The following is a 19,121-nucleotide window of genomic DNA, read 5'->3' on the forward strand; positions in this document are numbered from 1 at the left end:
CACATGAGGTTCCTGCATGAGCTTAGCAGGCGGCTTCGCTGGCGGCGGACATTCCAGCCTTTGAGGAGCTACTAAAATAGGCTTCGGACTTGGCGCGCAGGCTGTCATAGCGAGACTGACCAACGGCAATCCTTTCCTCCAGCGCATCGATATGGCGATCATTGATTTCCTCCTGATCCTTCTTAATCTTTGCGTTGACGGCCTTCTGGGCTATCAGGGCTTGCGTGGCCTTCACCTCCACCTGCTCGCGAAACAGCGTGTATTCGCGCCGCACGTTCGCCGCGTCGGCCTTGTGGGACGCGCGCAGGCTGTCGATGCGCCAGACCCAGATCGCAGCGGCAAGGATCGCTATGCCGGCCGCGCCGAGAAGGTAGGGGCGTAGGGTTGCGGGGAGGGGGATCATGCCAGTTGCTTCCAGATCAGGCATGCCGCGATCACCAGCCCGCCGACCACGGTTGCGGCGCCCATGAAGAATCCAGCAGCGAAGATCATCGCACTTCCTCCTGAACCGGCGGCAGCTTGGCGATCAGCTGCTCGCTATTGTCGCGGGCCTTGAACGTGCCGATCACCCCCGTCAGGCCGGCGATGGCGGAACCGATGAAGGCCAGCGCCCCGATGATGCGCGCCAGGTTCACTTCCGTGTCGGCCTGAGCGAAGATGCACACCGCGGCGCCGGCCAGCGACATGATGACGATCGCTGCGAGGGTGGCGAGATAGGCGATCACGTTGTGGCGGTTGGTCACAACAGCAGCCCCTTCGCCTTGGCCAGCTGCACCTTGCGATCATTCAGGCCATTGGTGCCGCCGTTCACCTTTTTGGTGACCGCCAGCACATCGTCCCGATCCGCCAGCGCCGACAGCCCGCGCGACTGCCAGTAATCGCAGGCGGTGGTGACGGCGATGTCGGGGCGCTCGGCAAGCTCAGGCTGCGATGCGAGAGGCTGCCCGATCGCCTTGCCGGCGCGCTCGTAGTTTGCCCGTCCGGTGAGCTGGAAGATACCGCGCCCCATGAAGCGCTTCCCGTCGCCGGGCTGGACATTGCCGAGGTCGTTGCGGCCCTCGTAGCGCAACTGCGCCGGCGTCGGTCCCCAGATTTCCCGCAGCCATTTGAAGCCGCCGGTTTCGTGCGCCGCCTGCGCCATGAAGTGGGCGATGCGCAGCGGGGTGGTCAGGCCGTAGAGGGTGAAGTCCCGCGCCGCCTGCTTGCCCAGCGCGTCGGCATTCTCGCGCGCTCCCATGGCCCGGAACAGCGCGGCGTAGGTCTTGGGGCCGGCGATGCCATCGGCTACGACGCCAAGTCGGGCTTGGATCGGTTGCCAGTCCATCATTCACCTCCCAAGGGCCGCTTGCCCGCTGCGATATCGGATAGGTTGCGCTCGGCGCTCAGCTCCATCTGAGCCGCCTGCCGGATCTCGGCTTTGACGTGTTGCTGTAGTTCGGCATCCACCCGCTTGAGGAACCAGACGCGAACCATGCGGATGAGCCGGTCCGAGGAAAGCCCGATCAGCGCGGCAGCAGTGGCTGCATCGGTGGGGTTAAGGCCGAGCCGGGCAATCACCCAGCGTGCCAGCAACACCACCATGCCCATCAGCAGAACGTCGATCAGCATCACCTTGAGGGTGATCCTGCGTCCTTCGCCGAGCATCAGCCCGTATTTCGCAGCCGTGCCGATGGCCCAGCCCGTCACGATCGCGCCATACTTGACGACGAGCGCCTCGCCCCATGGCGTCATCGACGTTACCCCCTGTTGTGTGTGCATGAACGCTCCTCTGAGCGGATTGTGAGCGGCAACATCCTCGCCGATACGGACGGCATGGATTACCGTCGTCTCGGCGAGGCGTTGTAATTATCTTACTTATTTCTGGAATATTCGGCAACTAATATGCGCGAGGTGGGCGCGTGGATTTGCGCGATATTCTACCCGAAAGCGCGAAGCGTTATGGTCTGGTCCTGCCGGACTTGCTGCCGGATTTTCCCTGGCGCGCGGCCATCCGCTTCCGGCGGACATGGCGGATCATCGAACGCTGCAGCGCATTCATGCCGTAGCGTAGCAGGAAGATCAGGAAAGCACTGATTGCGATGGCGCCGTATATGCCCATGTGCGCTTCCTATCGGATAATGTGGCCGTTGCCATCTGTCGCTTGACCGAATCACGATCCTTGGAAAGCATAATCTGTCTGTTGGATCATGAGGAATGGTAATGCCCAAAACGACACCGGAATTATGGGCTGAAATAAGACAGAAAACCAATATCACATTGCAGGGCGGATTTGCGTCAAGGCCATTCGACATGAAGGATGGGGCTGTCATCGAAGGGCCATGTCTTCTGACATCGCCGCCCAATCTTCTATACAGTTTCGGTGCTTACTCCATCCTTCGAGATGCAGGTGCTGCCCGCTTCCTCTCCATTGGTCGATTTACATCGATTGGGCCACGCCTTTATTCCTGCGCTCCCGAGCATAATATGTACGGTGTCAGTACATCCTCTATCTTCATCAACGATTATGACTGGGCGCGGCCAGTCGATAAGCCTCTGCCGCCTCCTTTGAATATCGAGAGGGCCGGATTCGATATTCCGCGGACGGTTATCGGCAATGACGTATGGATTGGGCGAAATGTATATTTGAGATCCGGCATAAGCATTGGTGACGGGGCCGTAATCGGCGCTCATTCCGTCGTGACAAGAAATGTGGCGCCATACACCATTGTGGCAGGCAACCCTGCAAAAGTCATTCGCGCGCGGTTTGCGCCTGAGCTGGCACAACGACTGCAGGCGATACGGTGGTGGGATTATGATCCGGAATGGATAGCCAAGGTGGACATTCGGGATACGGAAGGCGTGGCCTCGTTTTTCGAGCGTGAAGGGAATAGTCTTCCGCCGTTTAATCCAGCGCGTGTTATATTTACGGATGAGATCGATATCAGAGGTCAGTTATAGGCGGATCATTGCCATGCGATTTTGTCACTCTGCCTGAAAGCACGATGCGTTAGGGCCTGGTCCTGCCGGGCTTGCTGCCAGATTTGGCTGGGCGCCGCCATCCGCTTGCGGCGAACATGGCGGATCATCAAGCGCGGCAGTGCATTCATGCCGTAGCGCAGCAGGAAGATCAGGAAAGCACGGATTGCGATGGCGCCGTATATGCCCATGGACCCGCGCTATCCGATAACTGGACTTGCCGAAAGTATACAGATGTAAGGCGCAGCATTTAGAATTGTTGAACTTGCGCGCCCTTTGTGACTGCCATAGATGATTTCAAATCACTCTATGGCACTGAGCACCAATGCATCAAAATCTTTACTCAGGCGTGCATAATGAAGAGGAGTAGTGAAATGGATATGAAGCTCGCTCGCGAAAGATTGGATGAGTTCGACAACATTGCGGCACAAGCGCGCGAGATTGGTGGGCCTATTGGGGCGCTGATCGAACGTATGGCCATGGTGATTGCGGCCGAGATCGAGGCCAATGATCCAGAATCCTTGATCATGTAGACATCCCCGCCACCCAAGCCGCCAGCACTTCCGCGATCACATGACGGTTGGCGCCCACCGGGTGCAGTTCATCAGTGATCACCGTCGTGGCCAAGCCGCCTGTCGTGGCAATCCGTTTTCCGCGCCGTTCGACCAACCGCTGATGGTGTCCATCACCGCCCAGGTCGACAGGATCGAAAACTTATCGTCCGCGAAGCTCTGCTCAAACGCCAGCATGGCCTTGATGGCAGGCACATATTCCTCCCGCCACTTTCGGTCCGAGCTCGCTATGCGCGGAATGTTAGGCAGCCACCATGCTATCTGGGCATTCGGGCAGGCCTCCCGGATCGACGGCACCATGATGTGCATAGCATCGACGATGAACTGCAAACTCGATGCCGGCGCATGGGTGTTGATGTCGTTCGTGCCCAACCCAATGGGCACGAAATCTGGATCATCGATGCCCACGCCGTTGAGGAAATGCCGGAAACCGAAAATCTTGCCGTTGCGGATTTTCGCAGGGTCGTCACCGCCCACCGGATCACGGGCGTAAGGATTGCGGCCCCAGCGCCCGGCCGCATCTGCATTCTCCGCCCCTAAGGCAAGATATGCCGGGAAATCGGTGACCGCGCCGTAAGTGGTGAACTGGTAGATGAAATCAGCCGCGCGCCAGCCACCACGGCCTTCACCGTTGACGATAGGGTCTGCCCCCGTGTCACGGTTGTTCATGGTGCCAAAGAACTGCGGCGTCTTTCCAATGGCCTCGAGCTTGGCCTTCATCAGCGCGAGGATATTCCGGTTCGTGATGCTATCGCCCAGCGCGAGGATCTTCGGGCTACTCGGCGCCGGTGCACTGACGCGGCGGTTCGATATTGCGCGGGTATAGCGGCGCTTAACGCGCGCGCCACGCTCCGTCATGGTGGTGAGGCTGAAATCCGATGACGTGTCGATTACCAAGGCATCCTGGCGGCCATCAGCGCGCCACGGAAGAGCCGCATTGTTCGCGGGCGCCGACCATGCAGACAGGCTCACCATGGAAGGATCATCGCGCTCAGCGAGAAGCGAGGCCTTGAGGATAGGCATGTCTCGCCCTACAATGGCGAAATGGTGGCGGCCATAGAGCGGCTCGGGTCGATAAGGGCGCGGGTAATCCGCGCGCAGGAGCATGCCGGGTTGTGAACCCACATAGGCCTGGGCCCCGCAGACAATGGCATCTGACCCGGTTTGGGTAAGGCCCACGGTGAAGCTCACCGGCTGCGCATCCAGATTATAGGGCGCATCAACCGAATACATGCGCAGGCGCGGCGAAATGATCTTCTCCAGCACGAGGTCCGCCGAATGAATGATGGATTGGGCACTGTCCATCAGGTGGAGGCGCGGCCCTACCACCGCATTATCAGTCGACGTCACAACGAGAATTCGCGCCCGGTAGAAGCCCCGCTGCGGCGTATCCTTGGGCAATTCCTGCCCATAATAGGCGCTGGTGCCTGAGACACCGGTGGTGATGCCGCGCGCTACAGCATCCGCATCGGTTACCGCCACCGGGGTAGATGCCGCCGCATACATGACCGCGCCAAACGCATCGAGCGCGTTGAAAAACATCTGTGGACGCCCCTTCGGATGCAAGCAGTAAATCGGGGTTTGTTGGCACGTAGTCGGATGCTGTCATCTGTCCGGCCTCGATGAGCAGCGCCATATGCTGCGGGCCAGTATGGGAGTTCGCGGACCGGATCCATTACAGGTTTACGCGCTTGGTTAGCGCTCTGCCATTCCCTGGTTCTTCCAGCCCCGTCTCGCCGACTGTTGTGCCATACCCTCCTTCGACCGCCTACGTCTCCGACGCCTCTGGCCGCTGCCTTGGCTTACGCCGCAACTGCTGCCGGAGCTCTGTAATCTTCATTTCTGGTGAGCAGTGCCCAGACCATGCGCGCCATCTTGTTGGCGAGCGCCACCGAGACGAGCATGCGCGGTTTGCGCGCGAGCATCCGCTCCAGCCACGAGCCGGCCGGCGCGCCGAACCGGCAGGCCTGACGCACCATCGAGCTACCTCCGATAATCAGTAGTCGCCTGATCGTCCGCTCGCCCATCTTCGATATGCTGCCGAGCCGCTGTTTGCCGCCGGTCGAGTGCTGACGGGGGGCGAGGCCAAGCCAAGCCGCGAAGTCGCGCCCCTTACGGAACGTCTCGACCGGCGGGGCCAGCGCGATGATGGCGGTCGCAGCGATAGGACCGATCCCTGGAATGGTCATTAGCCGCCTGGCCGCTTCATCCTCCTTAGCACGCCGTGCGATCTCACGGTCCAGCACGGCAATCTGCTTGTCGAGATCGGCCAGCATGTCGACCATGAGCTTGAACATGGGCCGTGCCGCTGCAGGCAGACTTGAAGTCATTTCCTCATCCTCGAGCAGGTCGGCGAGCATTGTCATATGCGCTGTGCCGCGCGGTGCTACCCAACCATACTCCGCTAGGTGCCCGCGAATGGCGTTGATCAGCTGAGTGCGCTGCCGCACCGCTAGGTCACGTGTGCGGAACACGAGCCCTGCGGCCTGTTGCTCTTCGCTTTTCACCGCCACGAAGCGCATGCCTGGGCGCTGCGCAGCCTCGGCAATCGCTTCAGCATCAATCGCATCGTTCTTGTTCCGCTTCACGAATGGCTTCACGTAAGATGGTGGGATCAGCCGCACATCGTGCCCCATCGTCTGTAACTGACGCGCCCAATGATGGGCGCCGCCGCACGCCTCGAGCGCTACTATGCATACCGGCTGACCTGCAAAGAACTCGAGCAGCTTTGCTCTCGTCAGCTTGCGGCTGAACACCATCGCACCCCGCTCGTCAGCGCCATGCGCATGGAAAACGTTCTTGGCGATATCCAGACCGATTGTGGTAACCTGTGACACGGACGCCTCCTCAGTGGTGCTTCAACACCTCCACTTTGCCATAAAGGCTGTCGGGGGGCGTCCACCCCATCAGGTTTGGCACCCGTCCGCCCGGCACATCACCGGCCAGCGCGAATTCGCTATGCACATATGTGCAGACGCCCGGCGGCGGCCTCCACATAGACGGCTGGTCCAGCAGGCTCTCGGGCTACTATGCCGGCCGGGCCTATGCCAATTCGCTACAGCTCGATGGCGGCGGTCTCTATTATGACCCGGATCGCAAGTTCCGCCCCACTGAAATGCTTTCCGCCAGGGCACAGGGGCCGCGCCTGATCGAAGCCTTGTTCAACGTGCCGGTGGGGCCGCTGGTGTTCGACACCACACGCGTCAGTGATCCGGGCGCCTATGCGCGATAGCGAGACGATCAGCCGATTGCAGCGAGAAAACGCCCGGCTTCTTGGCGCGTTGGCAACCGAGCAAAAGCGCTTCAAGCTGGCAGATGAGCGCGACACCGAGGCGCTTGTGGCCCTCACTGCGGTTGCGGCTCAGGCTATCCCGAATCGCCTGATGACATTCCTTCGCCTGGCGCACCGCCGGCGCTACAGCGATCTTGGCTATGTCATCCACGACAAGGGCCGGCGCATCATCGATATAGGGGACGGCAAGAGCGGTAGCTTTGGGACGGCGGTCAAGAATGCAAAGCTGCCCGGCGTAACGCCGCACACGCTCCGGCACACCTGCGGCACGTGGCTGGCGCAGAAGGGGGTGCCGCTATTCCAGATCGGGGGGTGGCTTGACCACTCCGACGCGCGGACGACAGAGCTTTATGCCCATCATCACCCTGATTTTCAGGGCGAGGCGCTGGATGCTTTCTATCGAAGAGGTTGAGCGATTTCCGCTTGCATGGCCGGACATTCCGTATATGATTCCGGACATGGAAGAAGCGATGGACGCAAGTTGGCGCAACTACCTCACGCCGTCAGAGGCGGAGGAATTGGCAGCGATCGAGCGCGCAAGGGATGCTGGAAAGGCACAGGCGCGAAGGATTTATGACCGCTGCCGGAAGCGCATGAAAAGAGCGTAGCGCACACATTACCGCACACGATGACCAGATACCGGTCATGGCAGGAGTGGCTAAGTTGTTGAAAAATTGGTGCACCCAGCAAGATTCGAACTTGCGGCCTTTGCCTTCGGAGGGCAACGCTCTATCCAGCTGAGCTATGGGTGCATGACGCCGGTCAGAAGGGGCGCTTAGCAAAGGGCTTCGAACCGCGCCAGCCACAAAATCACCTGTTCCCGAAACTTATTTCGGGGCCTTCACCATCGGCTGGAATTTGCCCAGGCCACAGCTGGCACCCGGTTGCAGGCCGGGGCCGGCATTGAACAGCACGGTGATGATGTCGACCGAACACAGCTGGGACATGCTGGTGCGATAGGAAAAGCGCCGCTCGAAGCCCAGGCTGGGGCAGCTGTTGGGCAGGCTGTTGCGGTAGATCTTCTTGCCGCTCACCTCGAAATCGATGGTGCGATCGTCGCGCACGCTGCTCGACCGGATCTGGCTGATGGAAATGCAATCGACCGGATCGCCGCTGGGCACATAGGGATCCGGCTTGTCCTTGGTCTTGGCGAAAGCAGGCGTCAGGCCACAGGCCAGCAGCAGGCCGGCGGTGAGAATGGGGCGGATGGACATTGTCTCTCTCCTTCGTGCTGACAAGACGATTCGCGGAGCTGATTTCCGTACCGATCCTAGCACCGCTGGCCGGCGCGATCAGGCGGCTTTCGCGACGCTGCCGGGTTCCGGCGTCTTGGGCTTGAAGCGGCACAGGTCCGACAGGATGCAGCGCCAGCATTCGGGCTTGCGCGCCTTGCAGACATAGCGGCCATGCAGGATCAGCCAATGATGCGCGTCGCGGCGGAAGGGCTGGGGCACGCGCTTTTCCAGCTTGTCCTCGACCGCCAGCACCGTCTTGCCCGGCGCCAGGCCGGTGCGGTTGCCGACGCGGAAGATATGGGTGTCGACCGCGAAGGTTTCCTGCCCGAAGGCGGTATTGAGCACGACATTGGCGGTCTTGCGGCCGACGCCGGGCAGGGTGGTCAGCGCGTCGCGATCCTGCGGCACCTCGCCGCCGAAATCGCGCACCAATATCTCGGACAGGGCGATGACATTCTTCGCCTTGGTGTTGAACAGGCCGATCGTCTTGATGTGCTGCTTCAGCGCATCCTCGCCCAGGTCGACCATCTGCTGCGGCGTTTCGACCTCGCGGAACAGGGCGCGGGTCGCCTTGTTGACGCCGACATCGGTGGCCTGCGCCGACAGGGTGACCGCGACCAGCAGCTGATAGGCATTGCCATATTCCAGCTCCGTCACCGGCGCGGGATTGGCCTCTGCCAGGCGGCTGAAAAAGTCGAAGATCTGCGCCTTGTTCATGGCATCAGAGCCCCAATACGCCCTTCATGTCATAGCGGCCGACCGGCTGGCCGGCGAGCCAGCGGGCGCCCTTGATCGCGCCGCGCGCGAAGATGCTGCGGTTTTCGGCGCGATGGCCAAGCTCGATCCGCTCGCCCTCGGTCGCCAGGATGACCTGATGGTCGCCCGCGACCGATCCGCCGCGCAGCGCGGCAAAGCCGATCGCGCCCTTCGCCCGTGCGCCGGTGATGCCGTCACGGCCGCGCTCGCTATGGTCCGCCAGCGCGATGCCGCGCCCCTTCGCCGCTGCTTCGCCCAGCAGCAGCGCGGTGCCCGACGGCGCGTCGACCTTGTGGCGGTGATGCATCTCGACGATCTCGATGTCCCAATCGTCGCCCAGGCTGGCGGCGGCCTTTTCCACCAGCGCGGCGAGCAGGTTGACGCCCAGCGACGTATTGCCGGTCTGCAGCACCGGGATGCGGGCTGCCGCCTGGTCGATCAGCGCATGATGCTCGCCCTCCAGTCCCGTCGTGCCGATCAGGATCGGCTTGTTCGCGGCGATGCAGGCGTCGAGATTGGCGGAAAGCGCGGCTGGCACGGAAAAGTCGATCAGCACGTCGGCCGCCTGTGCCAATGCCAGCGGATCATTGGTGATCGCGACGCCGGGGGCCAGTTCGCCGCCGCCGTCGCGATCGGTGCCGCCCGCCACGGTCAGCCCGGCTTCCGCCGCGGCCTGCGCGATGGCGCGGCCCATGCGCCCGGCGGCGCCGAAAATCCCGATGCTGGTCATGCCCTGATCCGTTCCTTGGCTATAAGTCAGCGCGCGATGCCAGAGCGGCGGCCCTTTGTCATCCGGCACCATGAATTTCTTGGGAAAGGCGACCGACCATGGCTAAGAGATGGCCATGCTCGATCTTCCCCGACTCTCCGTTCCGACCCTGCCGATCGACGGCAGCGCCGATCGCTTTCCCGTCCGTCGCATCTTCTGCGTCGGGCAGAATTATGCCGAACATGCGCGCGAAATGGGCGGCGATCCCGATCGCGCGCCACCCTTCTTCTTCACCAAGCCGGCCGATGCTGTGGTCGAGAATGGCGCATCGCTGCCTTTCCCCACGCGCACGCAGGATCTGCATCATGAGGTCGAACTGGTGGTCGCGCTGGGCGCCGGCGGCACGGATGTCGCGGTCGAGGATGCGCCGGCGCTGATCTATGGCTGGGCGGTCGGCATCGACCTCACCCGCCGCGACATGCAGGCCGTTGCCAAAAAGGCGGGGCGTCCCTGGGACATGGCCAAGGGGTTTGATCGCTCCGCGCCGATCGGCCCGATCCGCCCCGGCACGCCGCCGGCCAGCGGCGCCATCGCGCTCTGCATCGAGGGCGACCCGCGCCAATCGGGCGACCTGTCCGACATGATCTGGTCGGTGCCCGAAATCATCGCCAATCTCTCCACCTATGTGGAACTGGCGCCCGGCGACCTGATCTTCACCGGCACGCCCGCAGGCGTCGGCTCGATCGCGCCCGGCCAGGCGGTGCAGGCGACCATCGCGGGCCTGCCGCCGCTCGACATCGCCTTTCAGAACTGACCATCAGAACAAGGACAAACAGGATGGATATCGACATTCCCCATGACCTCGGCCGGGACGAAGCGAAGCGCCGGGTGGAGCAGGGCCTGCCCAAGCTGGAACAGCATATCCCCGGCGGCGGCACCATGACCGCGACCTGGCCGTCCGACTATGCGCTGGACATGGAAATCTCGGCCATGGCCCAGACCATCCCGGTCAAGCTGTTGATCGAGGAGGACCGGGTGCGCGGCACCGTATCGATCCCGATGTTCCTCAAGATGATGTCCGGCCCGATCTCCGACTTCATCAAGACCAGCGCCCAGAAGATGCTGACCAAGGCGTAAGCCTGCCTGCCGAGGTGCCGCCATGCCGACCGACATCAGCAATATTGTCATCCTTACCGGCGCGGGTATTTCGGCCGAGAGCGGGCTTGCCACCTTTCGCGGGCCGGATGGCTTGTGGGAGGGGCATCGGGTGGAGGATGTCTGCACCCCGCAGGCGCTGGCGCGCAATCCGGCCTTGGTGCATCGCTTCTATGACGAGCGGCGGGCGAAGCTGGCGGAGGTGGCGCCCAATCCCGCGCATGATGCGCTGGCCGCGCTCGACCGCGCCTGGCCGGGCGATCTGCTGATCGTCACCCAGAATGTCGATGACCTGCATGAGCGGGCAGGGGCGAGCCGGCTGCTCCACATGCATGGGGAATTGAAGTCCGCCCTCTGTGCCGCCTGTGGCAAGGCGGTGGCCTGGGCCGATCCATTGCCGCCCGGCAGCGTCTGCGCCGGTTGCGGCGCGCCCAGCCTGCGGCCCGACATCGTCTTCTTCGGCGAGATGCCCTATGATATGGAGCGGATCGAGGAAGCGCTGGCGCAGGCCGACCTGTTCGTGTCGATCGGCACGTCGGGCGCGGTCTATCCGGCCGCCGGTTTCGTCCAGATGGCGCGCCATTATGGCGCCCGCACGCTGGAGCTCAATCTCGATCCGTCGGCGGGCAGCAGCTATTTCGAGGAAAGCCGGCTTGGCCCGGCAAGCGAACTTGTGCCCCAACTGGTCCGCGACCTGCTCGGCTGATCGGCCTTATTCGCCGGGTGCCGCCATGATGTCGGCGCCATCGGGTTCGTCGCGATAAAGCAGCATCACCGATCCATCCTCGCCATTCACCGCGCGGATCGGCAGGCTCAGTTGCAGCGCGGAGAGAAATTCCTTGCTGTCGCTGACGCGGAAGCGCCCGCCGACCCGCAGCGAGGAGACGCGGGCGTCGCCGATCAGGATCGGCGCGCGGCGATAGCGGTTGAACTCGCTGGCTGCTTGCTCGATCGTTTCTCCGTCTAGCTCGACCATCTGGTCGCGCCAGGCGGTGCGCTGGTCGATCAGCTTGGGGCTGAGATGGGTGAGGTCGATGCTGCGGGACTGGATCACGGCGCCGCTGCCGGCGCTGACCTTTTCCAGCCCGCTATTACCCGAATGGACCGTCACCGTGCCCTGCGTGACGGTCAGTTCCACCACCGACGGGCGCATGCGGACGTTGAAGGCGGTGCCGACGGCGCGGATCTGGGCCGATCGCACCTCCACGTCGAACGGGCGGCCCTTGTCATGGGCCACGTCGAAGGAGGCTTCGCCCTTCAGCACGCGCACCTTGCGGCCTATGTCGGTGAAGCGGACTTCCGCCTCGCTATTGCTGTTGAGGTGCAGGATGGAGCCGTCGGCCAGTGCGACGTCGCGGATCTGGCCCACTGCCGTCTCATAACGATCCACGCCGCTGAAGGTGCGGATGGTGACGATCGCGGCGACGATGAAGAAGGCGATGGCGATGCCGGCGGCGATCATGATGTTGCGCGACAGGCGGCGCTGCTGTTCCTCGCTGACGATCGCTTCGAGCGGGGGCAGATTGACTTCGGCGGCGGCGCTCTTCAGCCGCTCGGCCGCGTCCCAGGCGGCTTCGGCGCGGGCAAAGGCCACGCCATGGCGCGGATCGGCCTCGATCCACGCACATATCTCGTCTTCGTCCTGGGGGGTAGGGTCGCTGTTAAGCCTGGCCAGCAGGCGCGCGGCTTCCAACGCGATCGCGTCCCTGTCCCCGCTGTTTGAACCTGGTCCCGACGCCTGCACGTTCGAAATCCGTTTCCTCACGTTCTGCCCAGGCCCGCATAACTATGCCGATCGCTTTGGCCAGATGTTTTTCAACAGTAGAAACGGACAGAGACATTTCCTCCGCTATTTCCAGCATCGATTTTTCGTGGATACGGCGAAGAATGAAGACGCGGCGGCACTGGGTGGGCAGCGAATCGACAATCGCCTCGACCTGGCGGAGCGCCTCGCGGGCGTGAAGCTGTGCCTCGATGGTGTTTTCGCCGCCCAGCAATTCCAGATCGGCGATCGTCTCGAAGCTCACCACCTTGTTGCGGCGGGCCGTGTCGATGACGAGGTTGCGGGCGATGGTGAAGAGATAGGCGCGCCCGGTTGTGACATTTTCCCAGTTCTCCGTGGCATAGGCACGGGCGAGAACTTCGGCGACCATGTCCTCCAACTCGTGGGTGGAGGGCAAAATGCGACGCAGGCGGCCCCTCAAGGCAGCTTCCTGCGGCAAAATCACGGTCTTGAACCACTCTAGCTTGGCGCGAACCCTATGCACGTCGACCCCCTTTTATGTCAGCGCGCCTCTCCTGAATTTCTTTTTGTTGTCACATTTCAATCATGGATTCCGGGGGGTGTCCAGCACGTGATTACGCATATTCCGTAATCCGCCATAAAAAGTTCCACCCTGTTGCAAAAAAGTTTTCAGGTGCCTTCTTTTGTTGCGTGGTTACGAAATTATGTCAGGCGGAACCTCGTCCGGTGCGCTGTCGGGCTGGTCATAGTCGGGTTGGCCAGGGATGATTTCGGGCGGCTCGTTGATCGGAGTCTCGTCCGGAGTCGCGGGCGGCGGCGTTTCGGGCGGCGACTGGGGTTCGATCCGGTCGGGCGGGGGCAGGGTGTCGGGCGCTGGATCGGGCTGGGTGGCCATGCTATGCTCTCCTGCAAAGAAGAAGCTACGCGCGGGCAAGGACGCCGGTTCCACCAATGCATCCATATCCCTTGCTCTCGCCAATGCTTTTCTCTATGCCGCGCCGACCGGCGACCGATGCGGGCGTGGCGAAACTGGTAGACGCGCCAGATTTAGGTTCTGGTATCGCAAGATGTGGGGGTTCGAGTCCCTTCGCCCGCACCAGTGTCAGGCTTGGCTTGATCCGGCGCCAACGAGATTCAGCTAAGAAAGCGTTTGAGAGAAGAGATGCAGACTGTCGAGACGTTGAACGAGGGCCTGAAGCGCGCCTACACCGTGACCATCACGTCGAAGGATATCGACGCCCGCGTTGAGAAGGAAGTGCTGGCGATTGCGCCGCAGGTGCGTATGCCCGGCTTCCGCCCCGGCAAGGTGCCGGCGAACCTCGTCAAGAAGATGCATGGTGAAAGCCTGCAGCGTGACGCCCTCAACAATTCCATCCAGGAAAGCGTTCAGAAGCTGATCGCCGATCAGAAGCTGCGTCCCGCGATGCAGCCTTCGGTCGAGCTGGACGAAAGCTTCGAGTTCGGCAAGGACGCACAGGTCAAGGTGGAACTGGAAGTTCTACCCGTGATCGAGGTCCCGAGCATCGACGGTCTGAAGCTGGAGCGCCTGACTGCCGAAGTCAGCGACGCGCAGGTCGAGGAACAGGCCGGCCGCATCGCGACCCAGCAGGGCGCGCTGGAAGAATATGCCGCCAGCCACAAGGCGAAGGACGGCGACACGCTGGTCATCGACTTCGTCGGCAAGGTCGACGGTGAAGCGTTCGAAGGCGGTTCGGCCGAAGGCGTGAAGCTGAAGATCGGTTCGGGCCAGTTCATCCCCGGCTTCGAAGAGCAGCTCGGCGGTGTGAAGAAGGGCGAAGAAAAGACCATCGAAGTCACCTTCCCCGAAGATTATGGCGCCGCGCACCTCGCCGGCAAGGCCGCGACCTTCGACGTGACCGTGCAGTCGGTGCTGAACGCCGACAAGCCCAAGCTCGATGACGACTTCGCCAAGTCGCTCGGTCTGGAAGGTCTCGACCAGCTCAAGGATCTGCTCAAGGGCCAGATCGAGCAGGAGCATAACGGCCTGACCCGCACCTATATGAAGCGCAAGCTGCTCGACCAGCTCGCCGCTTCGCACGACTTCGACGTTCCGCCGAGCATGGTGGAAGCCGAATTCAACCAGATCTGGCAGCAGCTTCAGCATGAAGCCAGCCACGAGGCCGATCCGGAAGCCGCTCTGGCCGAAATGGAAGCCGAGAAGGAAGATTATCGCGGCATCGCCGTGCGCCGCGTGCGCCTGGGTCTGCTGCTGTCGGAAATCGGCCAGGCCAACAATGTCGTCGTTTCGGACAATGAAATGAACCGTCTCATCATGCAGGCTGCCCAGCAGTACAGCCCGCAGGATCGTGAGCGTTTCGTGCAGTATGTCCGCCAGGATCCGATGGCCGCCGCCCAGCTGCGCGCGCCGCTCTATGAGGACAAGGTCGTCGACTTCCTGTTCGAAAAGGCGGAAGTCAGCGACCGCGCTGTCAGCCGTGAGGAACTGGAAGCCGCGATCGAAGCCGAAGATGGCGATCTGAAGCCCCACGTCCACGGTCCGGGCTGCGGCCATGACCACGACCATGACGACAAGCCCAAGGCGAAGAAGGCCGCTGCCAAGAAGAAGGCCGAGCCCGCCGAGGCCGAAGCCGTAGCCGAGGAAGCGCCCGCCAAGAAGGCTCCGGCCAAGAAGGCTGCCGCCAAGAAGGACGACGCCCCGGCTGAGGAAGCTGCCGCCGAGGAAAAGCCCAAGGCGAAGAAGGCTCCCGCCAAGAAGGCCGCTGCCAAGGCTGAATAAGCCGGCAGGCTAGAGACGAGAAGGGCGCCCGGCTTCCAAATGGAGGTCCGGGCGCCTTTTCTTTATATCGTCCCCCGCATTCTTGGGGCAGGGCGGTCGAAATATTAACCATGGCTGGGCCATGGCAGGGGCAAGAGAGGCGCAGGAGCGTGCGGCAGATGAAGGAATTTCCGGCGGTGGCGAATGGCGAGGGCGTTGCGGCCCCGCATGTCGCAGTGATCCTGCCCTGCTATAATGAAGCGGGTGCGATCGTACAGACGGTGCAGGATTTCCGCCGCGCGCTGCCCGAAGCCGACATCTATGTCTTCGACAATAACAGCACCGACGGCAGCCGCGAACTGGCGGCTGGGGCAGGGGCGATCGTCCGGCGCGTGACCCAGCAGGGCAAGGGCCATGTCGTGCGCCGCATGTTCGCCGACGTCGACGCCGATATCTACATCATGGCCGATGGTGACGCGACCTATGAGGCCGCTGCCGCACCGGCGATGGTCGCAGCGATGCTGCAGGATAATCTCGACATGGTGGTGGGCTGCCGCCGCGACCAGGTGGAGGAAGCCTATCGCCGCGGCCACCGTTTCGGCAACTGGGCGCTGACCAGCCTGCTCAAGCAGCTGTTCGGCCGCAGCTTCACCGATATCCTGTCGGGCTATCGCGTCTTCTCGCGCCGTTTCGTCAAGAGCTTCCCGGTGTTGTCCGCCGGCTTCGAGATCGAGACCGAGATCAGCGTCCATGCCCTTGAACTGGCGATGCCGGTGTCCGAAGTGATGACCGCCTATGGTGCGCGGCCTGAAGGATCGGTCAGCAAGCTGTCCACCTATCGCGACGGCTGGCGCATCCTGCGCACGATCATCACCCTCTATCGCATCGAGCGGCCGATCCTCTTCTTCGGCATCATCGCGGCCTTCCTCGCGGCGCTCGCGCTCGGCCTGGCCGTGCCGCTGATCGTCACCTATGCGCAGACCGGACTGGTGCCCCGCTTCCCGACCGCAATCCTGGTCACTGGGCTCATGATCCTGGCGACCCTGAGCGGCATGTGCGGCCTCATCCTCGACACGGTGGTGCGCGGCCGCCGCGAAGTGCGGCGGCTCGCCTATCTCGCCTTCCGCGCGCCCAGCGACTACGCCTTGAAGGACTGAACCCGGCGACGCAGCCGCATCGCCAGGATCAGCAGGGTGACGCCCGTCACCAACGCGTAGAAGCCGATACCCCAGCCCAGCATCGCTACCGATACATGCGGGTTGGCAAGGGCCAAATAGAGGACGAACAGGCCCAGCAGCAGCGAGAGCAACCCGCTCAGCGCCAGCAGCCATTCGCCCTCTATCTCCTTGCGCAGCCGGATCGCGGCGATGATTTCCAGCCCGCCGGCGATGATCGCCCAGCCCGCGATCAGGAACACGGTGAGCAGCGCATAGGTGATCGTCATCGCGATCGGCGTGACGATGAAGATGATTCCCACGGCAATGCCCAGCAGCCCGCGCAGCAGCATCGCGCCCCAATGGCGGCCATGTCCCATCCGACGAAAGGCGCTGATCGCCGAGAATATGCCGTCGACCAGCGCATAGACGGCGAAGATCAGCGTCAGCGCGAACAGCGCGCTGAACGGGTAGGCCAGGGCGATGATGCCCAGGATAATCGAGGCCACGCCACGCAGCGCCAGCGCCTTCCAACCGAAGGAGAAGGCGGCGATCAGCCCCGGTCCGGCCCGGCCGTCATGGGGCGGAATATCGGAATGCACGTCGGAAACCATCGGCTTGTTCCCCCTGTCACGATTTGAAACGATTGTGGAACGAGAGGGGTGGCACATGGTTCCCCCTTGAACCAGTCGGGTTTTGTGCCGATGTAGGGGGTCGGGCAAAAGCACCTGACTGAAAGAGCACAATGACCAACATCATGCATGATCCCATGGCCGCGCTGGTTCCCATCGTCATCGAGCAATCGAACCGTGGCGAGCGCAGCTTCGATATTTACTCGCGTCTTCTGCGCGAGCGGATCATCTTCGTGACCGGCCAGGTCGAGGACCATATGGCCTCGCTGATCGTCGCCCAGCTTCTGTTCCTCGAATCGGAAAATCCGAAGAAGGACATCTGGATGTACATCAACTCGCCGGGCGGCGTCGTCACGGCGGGCATGGCGATCCACGACACGATGAAATATATCCGCCCCCAGGTCGGCACCGTCTGCATCGGCCAGGCCGCCTCGATGGGCAGCTTCCTGCTGGCCGCTGGCGAGCCGGGCAAGCGCATCGCGCTCAGCAACGCCCGCATCATGGTCCACCAGCCGTCGGGCGGCGCCCAGGGCATGGCGTCGGATATCGAGATTCAGGCCAAGGAAATCCTTCGGATTCGCCGCCGCCTCAACGATCTCTACGTGAAATATACCGGCCAGTCGCTGGAAGCGGTGGAGCGGGCGATGGACCGCGACACCTTCCTGGAGGCTGACGAAGCCAAGGCGTTCGGCTTGGTCGACGAAGTGTTCGATCGCCGCCCGGCCGCTGCGGAATCCGCAGAAGCCTAAAGGCGATCTTTACCGGGGCGCGGTATATCACCCCTTGTGAAACCGCCGTGCCCCGGTCTAGGATGGCCTTTGGACCAGAATATCCCCGGCCAGATCCGGCATGGTGCCGACGGCGGGGAGGAAAGATTGGCGAATGACTAAGCTTACGGGCTCCGATTCAAAAAGCACGCTTTACTGCTCCTTCTGCGGCAAGTCGCAGCATGAGGTGCGCAAGCTGATCGCGGGGCCGACCGTCTTCATCTGCGATGAATGCGTGGAACTGTGCAACGACATCATCCGCGAGGAGACCAAGGGCGGTCTCGTCGGCAAGAAGGATGGCGGCGTGCCGACCCCGCAGGAGATCTGCGATGTGCTCGACGATTATGTGATCGGCCAGAAGCGCGCCAAGCGTGTCCTGTCGGTCGCGGTCCACAATCATTACAAGCGCCTCAACCACGGCTCCAAGCCGGGCGAAGTGGAACTGGCCAAGTCGAACATCCTGCTCGTCGGCCCGACCGGCTGCGGCAAGACGCTGCTGGCGCAGACGCTGGCCAAGACCTTCGACGTGCCCTTCACCATGGCGGATGCCACCACGCTGACCGAAGCCGGCTATGTCGGTGAGGACGTGGAGAACATCATCCTCAAGCTGCTTCAGGCCTCCGACTATAATGTCGAGAAGGCGCAGCGCGGCATCGTCTATATCGACGAGATCGACAAGATCAGCCGCAAGGCCGAAAACCCGTCGATCACGCGCGACGTGTCGGGTGAGGGCGTGCAGCAGGCGCTGCTCAAGCTGATGGAGGGCACGACCGCCTCGGTTCCGCCGCAGGGTGGTCGCAAGCATCCGCAGCAGGAATTCCTGCAGGTCGACACGACCAACATCCTGTTCATCTGCGGCGGCGCGTTCGCGGGTCTGGAAAAGATCATCGGCGACCGTCTGGAAGCCAAGTCGATCGGCTTCGGCGCCCATGTCGCGGCGCCCGAAGAGCGCAAGACGGGCGAGCTGCTGCGTCAGAGCGAACCGGAAGATCTGCTGAAGTTCGGCCTGATCCCCGAATTTGTCGGTCGTCTGCCGGTGATCGCGACGCTGGAGGATCTGGACGTGACCGCACTGGTCAAGATCCTGGTTGAGCCCAAGAACGCGCTGGTCAAGCAATATGGCAAGCTGTTCGACATGGAGAATGTCGAGCTGAGCTTCACCGATGATGCGCTGACCGCGATCGCGAAGAAGGCGATCGAGCGCAAGACCGGCGCTCGTGGCCTGCGTTCGATCCTGGAAGCGATCCTGCTCGACACCATGTTCGACCTGCCCTCGATGGAGGGCGTTGGCGAAGTGGTGGTCGACAAGGATGTCGCTGCCGGCACCAAGGAACCGATTCGCGTGTTCAGCGAGAAGGACAAGCGCGCGGAAGACGCCGCCTAGTTCATTCGCCGTTCAGGCTGGAACAAAAG

At 62.4% G+C, this 19,121-nt stretch carries 27 protein-coding genes and 2 tRNA genes; 13 read left to right on the top strand and 16 right to left on the bottom strand.

Annotation, left to right across the window (positions count from 1 at the left end; genetic code table 11):
* Positions 1-22: 22 nt before the first annotated feature.
* The 5 genes from VHN57_RS05440 to VHN57_RS05460 all read right to left on the bottom strand — a co-directional run bounded on the left by VHN57_RS05440 (position 23) and on the right by VHN57_RS05460 (position 2,098).
* Complete coding sequence (locus tag VHN57_RS05440) at positions 23-427, bottom strand: hypothetical protein (RefSeq protein WP_278988593.1); 405 nt, start codon at positions 425-427, stop codon at positions 23-25.
* Positions 428-488: 61 nt separating this feature from the next.
* Positions 489-743, bottom strand: a complete 255-nt coding sequence (locus tag VHN57_RS05445; RefSeq protein WP_278988595.1) for a hypothetical protein — start codon at positions 741-743, stop codon at positions 489-491.
* Complete coding sequence (locus tag VHN57_RS05450) at positions 740-1,327, bottom strand: glycoside hydrolase family 19 protein (RefSeq protein ID WP_278988597.1); 588 nt, start codon at positions 1,325-1,327, stop codon at positions 740-742. Before VHN57_RS05450 ends, VHN57_RS05445 begins: the two co-directional genes overlap by 4 nt.
* Entirely contained in the window at positions 1,324-1,758 is a 435-nt protein-coding gene (locus tag VHN57_RS05455) for a hypothetical protein (protein ID WP_423283027.1), read from the bottom strand. Before VHN57_RS05455 ends, VHN57_RS05450 begins: the two co-directional genes overlap by 4 nt.
* A 178-nt stretch (positions 1,759-1,936) precedes the next feature.
* Positions 1,937-2,098 (bottom strand): hypothetical protein, encoded by a 162-nt coding sequence (locus VHN57_RS05460; RefSeq protein WP_423283029.1) that lies wholly within the window; start codon positions 2,096-2,098, stop codon positions 1,937-1,939.
* 101 nt (positions 2,099-2,199) lie between these two features.
* Between VHN57_RS05460 and VHN57_RS05465 the strand changes: the two genes are divergently transcribed.
* Positions 2,200-2,937 carry a CatB-related O-acetyltransferase gene (locus VHN57_RS05465; RefSeq protein ID WP_423283031.1) on the top strand — a complete coding sequence of 246 codons (738 nt, stop codon included), beginning with the start codon at positions 2,200-2,202 and terminating at the stop codon, positions 2,935-2,937.
* A gap of 5 nt (positions 2,938-2,942) precedes the next feature.
* Here the strand turns inward: VHN57_RS05465 and VHN57_RS05470 are convergent, their stop codons facing one another.
* Positions 2,943-3,146, bottom strand: a complete 204-nt coding sequence (locus VHN57_RS05470) for a hypothetical protein (RefSeq protein ID WP_423283033.1) — start codon at positions 3,144-3,146, stop codon at positions 2,943-2,945.
* Positions 3,147-3,329: 183 nt separating this feature from the next.
* Between VHN57_RS05470 and VHN57_RS05475 the strand changes: the two genes are divergently transcribed.
* Positions 3,330-3,488: a hypothetical protein gene (locus VHN57_RS05475; protein ID WP_423283035.1), complete on the top strand. Its 159-nt coding sequence runs from the start codon at positions 3,330-3,332 to the stop codon at positions 3,486-3,488.
* Between the two features lie 78 nt (positions 3,489-3,566).
* On the opposite strand, the gene VHN57_RS05480 is transcribed toward VHN57_RS05475, so the two are convergent.
* Complete coding sequence (locus tag VHN57_RS05480; protein WP_423283037.1) at positions 3,567-5,069, bottom strand: hypothetical protein; 1,503 nt, start codon at positions 5,067-5,069, stop codon at positions 3,567-3,569.
* Between the two features lie 260 nt (positions 5,070-5,329).
* Positions 5,330-6,364 (bottom strand): IS110 family RNA-guided transposase, encoded by a 1,035-nt coding sequence (locus tag VHN57_RS05485; protein ID WP_423283039.1) that lies wholly within the window; start codon positions 6,362-6,364, stop codon positions 5,330-5,332.
* Between the two features lie 131 nt (positions 6,365-6,495).
* Between VHN57_RS05485 and VHN57_RS05490 the strand changes: the two genes are divergently transcribed.
* From VHN57_RS05490 to VHN57_RS05500, 3 genes are read left to right on the top strand one after another with little or no spacing between them, the layout of a single operon-like run.
* On the top strand, positions 6,496-6,759 hold the full coding sequence (locus tag VHN57_RS05490) for a hypothetical protein (protein ID WP_278985532.1): 264 nt from the start codon (positions 6,496-6,498) through the stop codon (positions 6,757-6,759).
* The gene (locus tag VHN57_RS05495; RefSeq protein WP_278985531.1) at positions 6,749-7,231 is read left to right on the top strand and encodes a tyrosine-type recombinase/integrase; all 483 of its coding nucleotides are present in this window, start codon (positions 6,749-6,751) and stop codon (positions 7,229-7,231) included. The genes VHN57_RS05490 and VHN57_RS05495 overlap by 11 nt, the downstream gene beginning before the upstream one ends.
* Positions 7,209-7,427, top strand: a complete 219-nt coding sequence (locus VHN57_RS05500) for a hypothetical protein (protein WP_278985530.1) — start codon at positions 7,209-7,211, stop codon at positions 7,425-7,427. Before VHN57_RS05495 ends, VHN57_RS05500 begins: the two co-directional genes overlap by 23 nt.
* Positions 7,428-7,494: 67 nt before the next feature.
* On the opposite strand, the gene VHN57_RS05505 is transcribed toward VHN57_RS05500, so the two are convergent.
* From VHN57_RS05505 to dapB, 4 genes are all read right to left on the bottom strand, one after another.
* Positions 7,495-7,571, bottom strand: a tRNA-Arg gene (locus VHN57_RS05505).
* Between the two features lie 75 nt (positions 7,572-7,646).
* Positions 7,647-8,033 carry a hypothetical protein gene (locus VHN57_RS05510; protein WP_423283041.1) on the bottom strand — a complete coding sequence of 129 codons (387 nt, stop codon included), beginning with the start codon at positions 8,031-8,033 and terminating at the stop codon, positions 7,647-7,649.
* 78 nt (positions 8,034-8,111) lie between these two features.
* Complete coding sequence (gene nth, locus VHN57_RS05515; protein WP_423283043.1) at positions 8,112-8,771, bottom strand: endonuclease III; 660 nt, start codon at positions 8,769-8,771, stop codon at positions 8,112-8,114.
* Between the two features lie 4 nt (positions 8,772-8,775).
* Positions 8,776-9,540 carry a 4-hydroxy-tetrahydrodipicolinate reductase gene (gene dapB / locus VHN57_RS05520; RefSeq protein ID WP_423283045.1) on the bottom strand — a complete coding sequence of 255 codons (765 nt, stop codon included), beginning with the start codon at positions 9,538-9,540 and terminating at the stop codon, positions 8,776-8,778.
* 109 nt (positions 9,541-9,649) lie between these two features.
* Here dapB and VHN57_RS05525 point away from each other — a divergent pair, with 109 nt between their 5' ends.
* Genes VHN57_RS05525 through VHN57_RS05535 form a run of 3 tightly spaced genes read left to right on the top strand, consistent with a single transcriptional unit; the run spans position 9,650 to position 11,380 of the window.
* Positions 9,650-10,333, top strand: a complete 684-nt coding sequence (locus VHN57_RS05525) for a fumarylacetoacetate hydrolase family protein (RefSeq protein ID WP_423283047.1) — start codon at positions 9,650-9,652, stop codon at positions 10,331-10,333.
* 23 nt (positions 10,334-10,356) lie between these two features.
* Positions 10,357-10,656 (top strand): polyhydroxyalkanoic acid system family protein, encoded by a 300-nt coding sequence (locus VHN57_RS05530; protein ID WP_303760922.1) that lies wholly within the window; start codon positions 10,357-10,359, stop codon positions 10,654-10,656.
* Positions 10,657-10,678: 22 nt separating this feature from the next.
* The gene (locus tag VHN57_RS05535; protein WP_423283049.1) at positions 10,679-11,380 is read left to right on the top strand and encodes an NAD-dependent deacylase; all 702 of its coding nucleotides are present in this window, start codon (positions 10,679-10,681) and stop codon (positions 11,378-11,380) included.
* A gap of 6 nt (positions 11,381-11,386) precedes the next feature.
* On the opposite strand, the gene VHN57_RS05540 is transcribed toward VHN57_RS05535, so the two are convergent.
* From VHN57_RS05540 to VHN57_RS05550, 3 genes are all read right to left on the bottom strand, one after another.
* Positions 11,387-12,367 carry a FecR family protein gene (locus VHN57_RS05540; RefSeq protein ID WP_004207571.1) on the bottom strand — a complete coding sequence of 327 codons (981 nt, stop codon included), beginning with the start codon at positions 12,365-12,367 and terminating at the stop codon, positions 11,387-11,389.
* Positions 12,336-12,941: an RNA polymerase sigma factor gene (locus VHN57_RS05545; protein ID WP_004207570.1), complete on the bottom strand. Its 606-nt coding sequence runs from the start codon at positions 12,939-12,941 to the stop codon at positions 12,336-12,338. The genes VHN57_RS05540 and VHN57_RS05545 overlap by 32 nt, the downstream gene beginning before the upstream one ends.
* Before the next feature lie 171 nt (positions 12,942-13,112).
* Positions 13,113-13,313 carry a hypothetical protein gene (locus tag VHN57_RS05550; protein WP_278988335.1) on the bottom strand — a complete coding sequence of 67 codons (201 nt, stop codon included), beginning with the start codon at positions 13,311-13,313 and terminating at the stop codon, positions 13,113-13,115.
* A 119-nt stretch (positions 13,314-13,432) separates the two neighbouring features.
* On the opposite strand from VHN57_RS05550, the gene VHN57_RS05555 reads away from it, so the two are divergent.
* From VHN57_RS05555 to VHN57_RS05565, 3 genes are all read left to right on the top strand, one after another.
* Positions 13,433-13,517 (top strand) — tRNA-Leu (locus tag VHN57_RS05555).
* Positions 13,518-13,580: 63 nt separating this feature from the next.
* A complete protein-coding gene (gene tig / locus VHN57_RS05560) occupies positions 13,581-15,176 on the top strand; it encodes a trigger factor (RefSeq protein WP_278988336.1) in 1,596 nt (531 codons plus the stop codon).
* Between the two features lie 158 nt (positions 15,177-15,334).
* Complete coding sequence (locus VHN57_RS05565) at positions 15,335-16,312, top strand: glycosyltransferase family 2 protein (RefSeq protein ID WP_423283053.1); 978 nt, start codon at positions 15,335-15,337, stop codon at positions 16,310-16,312.
* Here the strand turns inward: VHN57_RS05565 and VHN57_RS05570 are convergent.
* Positions 16,294-16,923, bottom strand: a complete 630-nt coding sequence (locus tag VHN57_RS05570; RefSeq protein ID WP_303760933.1) for an HdeD family acid-resistance protein — start codon at positions 16,921-16,923, stop codon at positions 16,294-16,296. The genes VHN57_RS05565 and VHN57_RS05570 overlap by 19 nt on opposite strands.
* A gap of 131 nt (positions 16,924-17,054) precedes the next feature.
* Here VHN57_RS05570 and clpP point away from each other — a divergent pair, with 131 nt between their 5' ends.
* Positions 17,055-17,690 carry an ATP-dependent Clp endopeptidase proteolytic subunit ClpP gene (clpP, locus tag VHN57_RS05575; RefSeq protein ID WP_004207564.1) on the top strand — a complete coding sequence of 212 codons (636 nt, stop codon included), beginning with the start codon at positions 17,055-17,057 and terminating at the stop codon, positions 17,688-17,690.
* A 133-nt stretch (positions 17,691-17,823) separates the two neighbouring features.
* Positions 17,824-19,092: an ATP-dependent Clp protease ATP-binding subunit ClpX gene (gene clpX, locus VHN57_RS05580; protein WP_423283056.1), complete on the top strand. Its 1,269-nt coding sequence runs from the start codon at positions 17,824-17,826 to the stop codon at positions 19,090-19,092.
* The last annotated feature ends 29 nt before the right edge of the window (positions 19,093-19,121 follow it).

This window comes from Sphingobium salicis subsp. salicis, from assembly GCF_049472635.1.
GTDB classification, from domain to species: domain Bacteria; phylum Pseudomonadota; class Alphaproteobacteria; order Sphingomonadales; family Sphingomonadaceae; genus Sphingobium; species Sphingobium yanoikuyae_A.

Bases quoted from the DNA above. Each gene is read 5' to 3' on its own strand.
- VHN57_RS05440 (WP_278988593.1), bottom strand. From the start codon at position 427: ATGCCTGATCTGGAAGCAACTGGCATGATCCCCCTCCCCGCAACCCTA.
- VHN57_RS05450 (WP_278988597.1), bottom strand. From the start codon at position 1,327: ATGATGGACTGGCAACCGATCCAAGCCCGACTTGGCGTCGTAGCCGAT.
- VHN57_RS05455 (WP_423283027.1), bottom strand. From the start codon at position 1,758: ATGCACACACAACAGGGGGTAACGTCGATGACGCCATGGGGCGAGGCG.
- VHN57_RS05460 (WP_423283029.1), bottom strand. From the start codon at position 2,098: ATGGGCATATACGGCGCCATCGCAATCAGTGCTTTCCTGATCTTCCTG.
- VHN57_RS05465 (WP_423283031.1), top strand. From the start codon at position 2,200: ATGCCCAAAACGACACCGGAATTATGGGCTGAAATAAGACAGAAAACC.
- VHN57_RS05470 (WP_423283033.1), bottom strand. From the start codon at position 3,146: ATGGGCATATACGGCGCCATCGCAATCCGTGCTTTCCTGATCTTCCTG.
- VHN57_RS05475 (WP_423283035.1), top strand. From the start codon at position 3,330: ATGGATATGAAGCTCGCTCGCGAAAGATTGGATGAGTTCGACAACATT.
- VHN57_RS05480 (WP_423283037.1), bottom strand. From the start codon at position 5,069: ATGTTTTTCAACGCGCTCGATGCGTTTGGCGCGGTCATGTATGCGGCG.
- VHN57_RS05495 (WP_278985531.1), top strand. From the start codon at position 6,749: ATGCGCGATAGCGAGACGATCAGCCGATTGCAGCGAGAAAACGCCCGG.
- VHN57_RS05500 (WP_278985530.1), top strand. From the start codon at position 7,209: ATGCTTTCTATCGAAGAGGTTGAGCGATTTCCGCTTGCATGGCCGGAC.
- VHN57_RS05510 (WP_423283041.1), bottom strand. From the start codon at position 8,033: ATGTCCATCCGCCCCATTCTCACCGCCGGCCTGCTGCTGGCCTGTGGC.
- nth (WP_423283043.1), bottom strand. From the start codon at position 8,771: ATGAACAAGGCGCAGATCTTCGACTTTTTCAGCCGCCTGGCAGAGGCC.
- dapB (WP_423283045.1), bottom strand. From the start codon at position 9,540: ATGACCAGCATCGGGATTTTCGGCGCCGCCGGGCGCATGGGCCGCGCC.
- VHN57_RS05525 (WP_423283047.1), top strand. From the start codon at position 9,650: ATGGCCATGCTCGATCTTCCCCGACTCTCCGTTCCGACCCTGCCGATC.
- VHN57_RS05530 (WP_303760922.1), top strand. From the start codon at position 10,357: ATGGATATCGACATTCCCCATGACCTCGGCCGGGACGAAGCGAAGCGC.
- VHN57_RS05535 (WP_423283049.1), top strand. From the start codon at position 10,679: ATGCCGACCGACATCAGCAATATTGTCATCCTTACCGGCGCGGGTATT.
- VHN57_RS05550 (WP_278988335.1), bottom strand. From the start codon at position 13,313: ATGGCCACCCAGCCCGATCCAGCGCCCGACACCCTGCCCCCGCCCGAC.
- tig (WP_278988336.1), top strand. From the start codon at position 13,581: ATGCAGACTGTCGAGACGTTGAACGAGGGCCTGAAGCGCGCCTACACC.
- VHN57_RS05565 (WP_423283053.1), top strand. From the start codon at position 15,335: ATGAAGGAATTTCCGGCGGTGGCGAATGGCGAGGGCGTTGCGGCCCCG.
- VHN57_RS05570 (WP_303760933.1), bottom strand. From the start codon at position 16,923: ATGGTTTCCGACGTGCATTCCGATATTCCGCCCCATGACGGCCGGGCC.
- clpP (WP_004207564.1), top strand. From the start codon at position 17,055: ATGACCAACATCATGCATGATCCCATGGCCGCGCTGGTTCCCATCGTC.
- clpX (WP_423283056.1), top strand. From the start codon at position 17,824: ATGACTAAGCTTACGGGCTCCGATTCAAAAAGCACGCTTTACTGCTCC.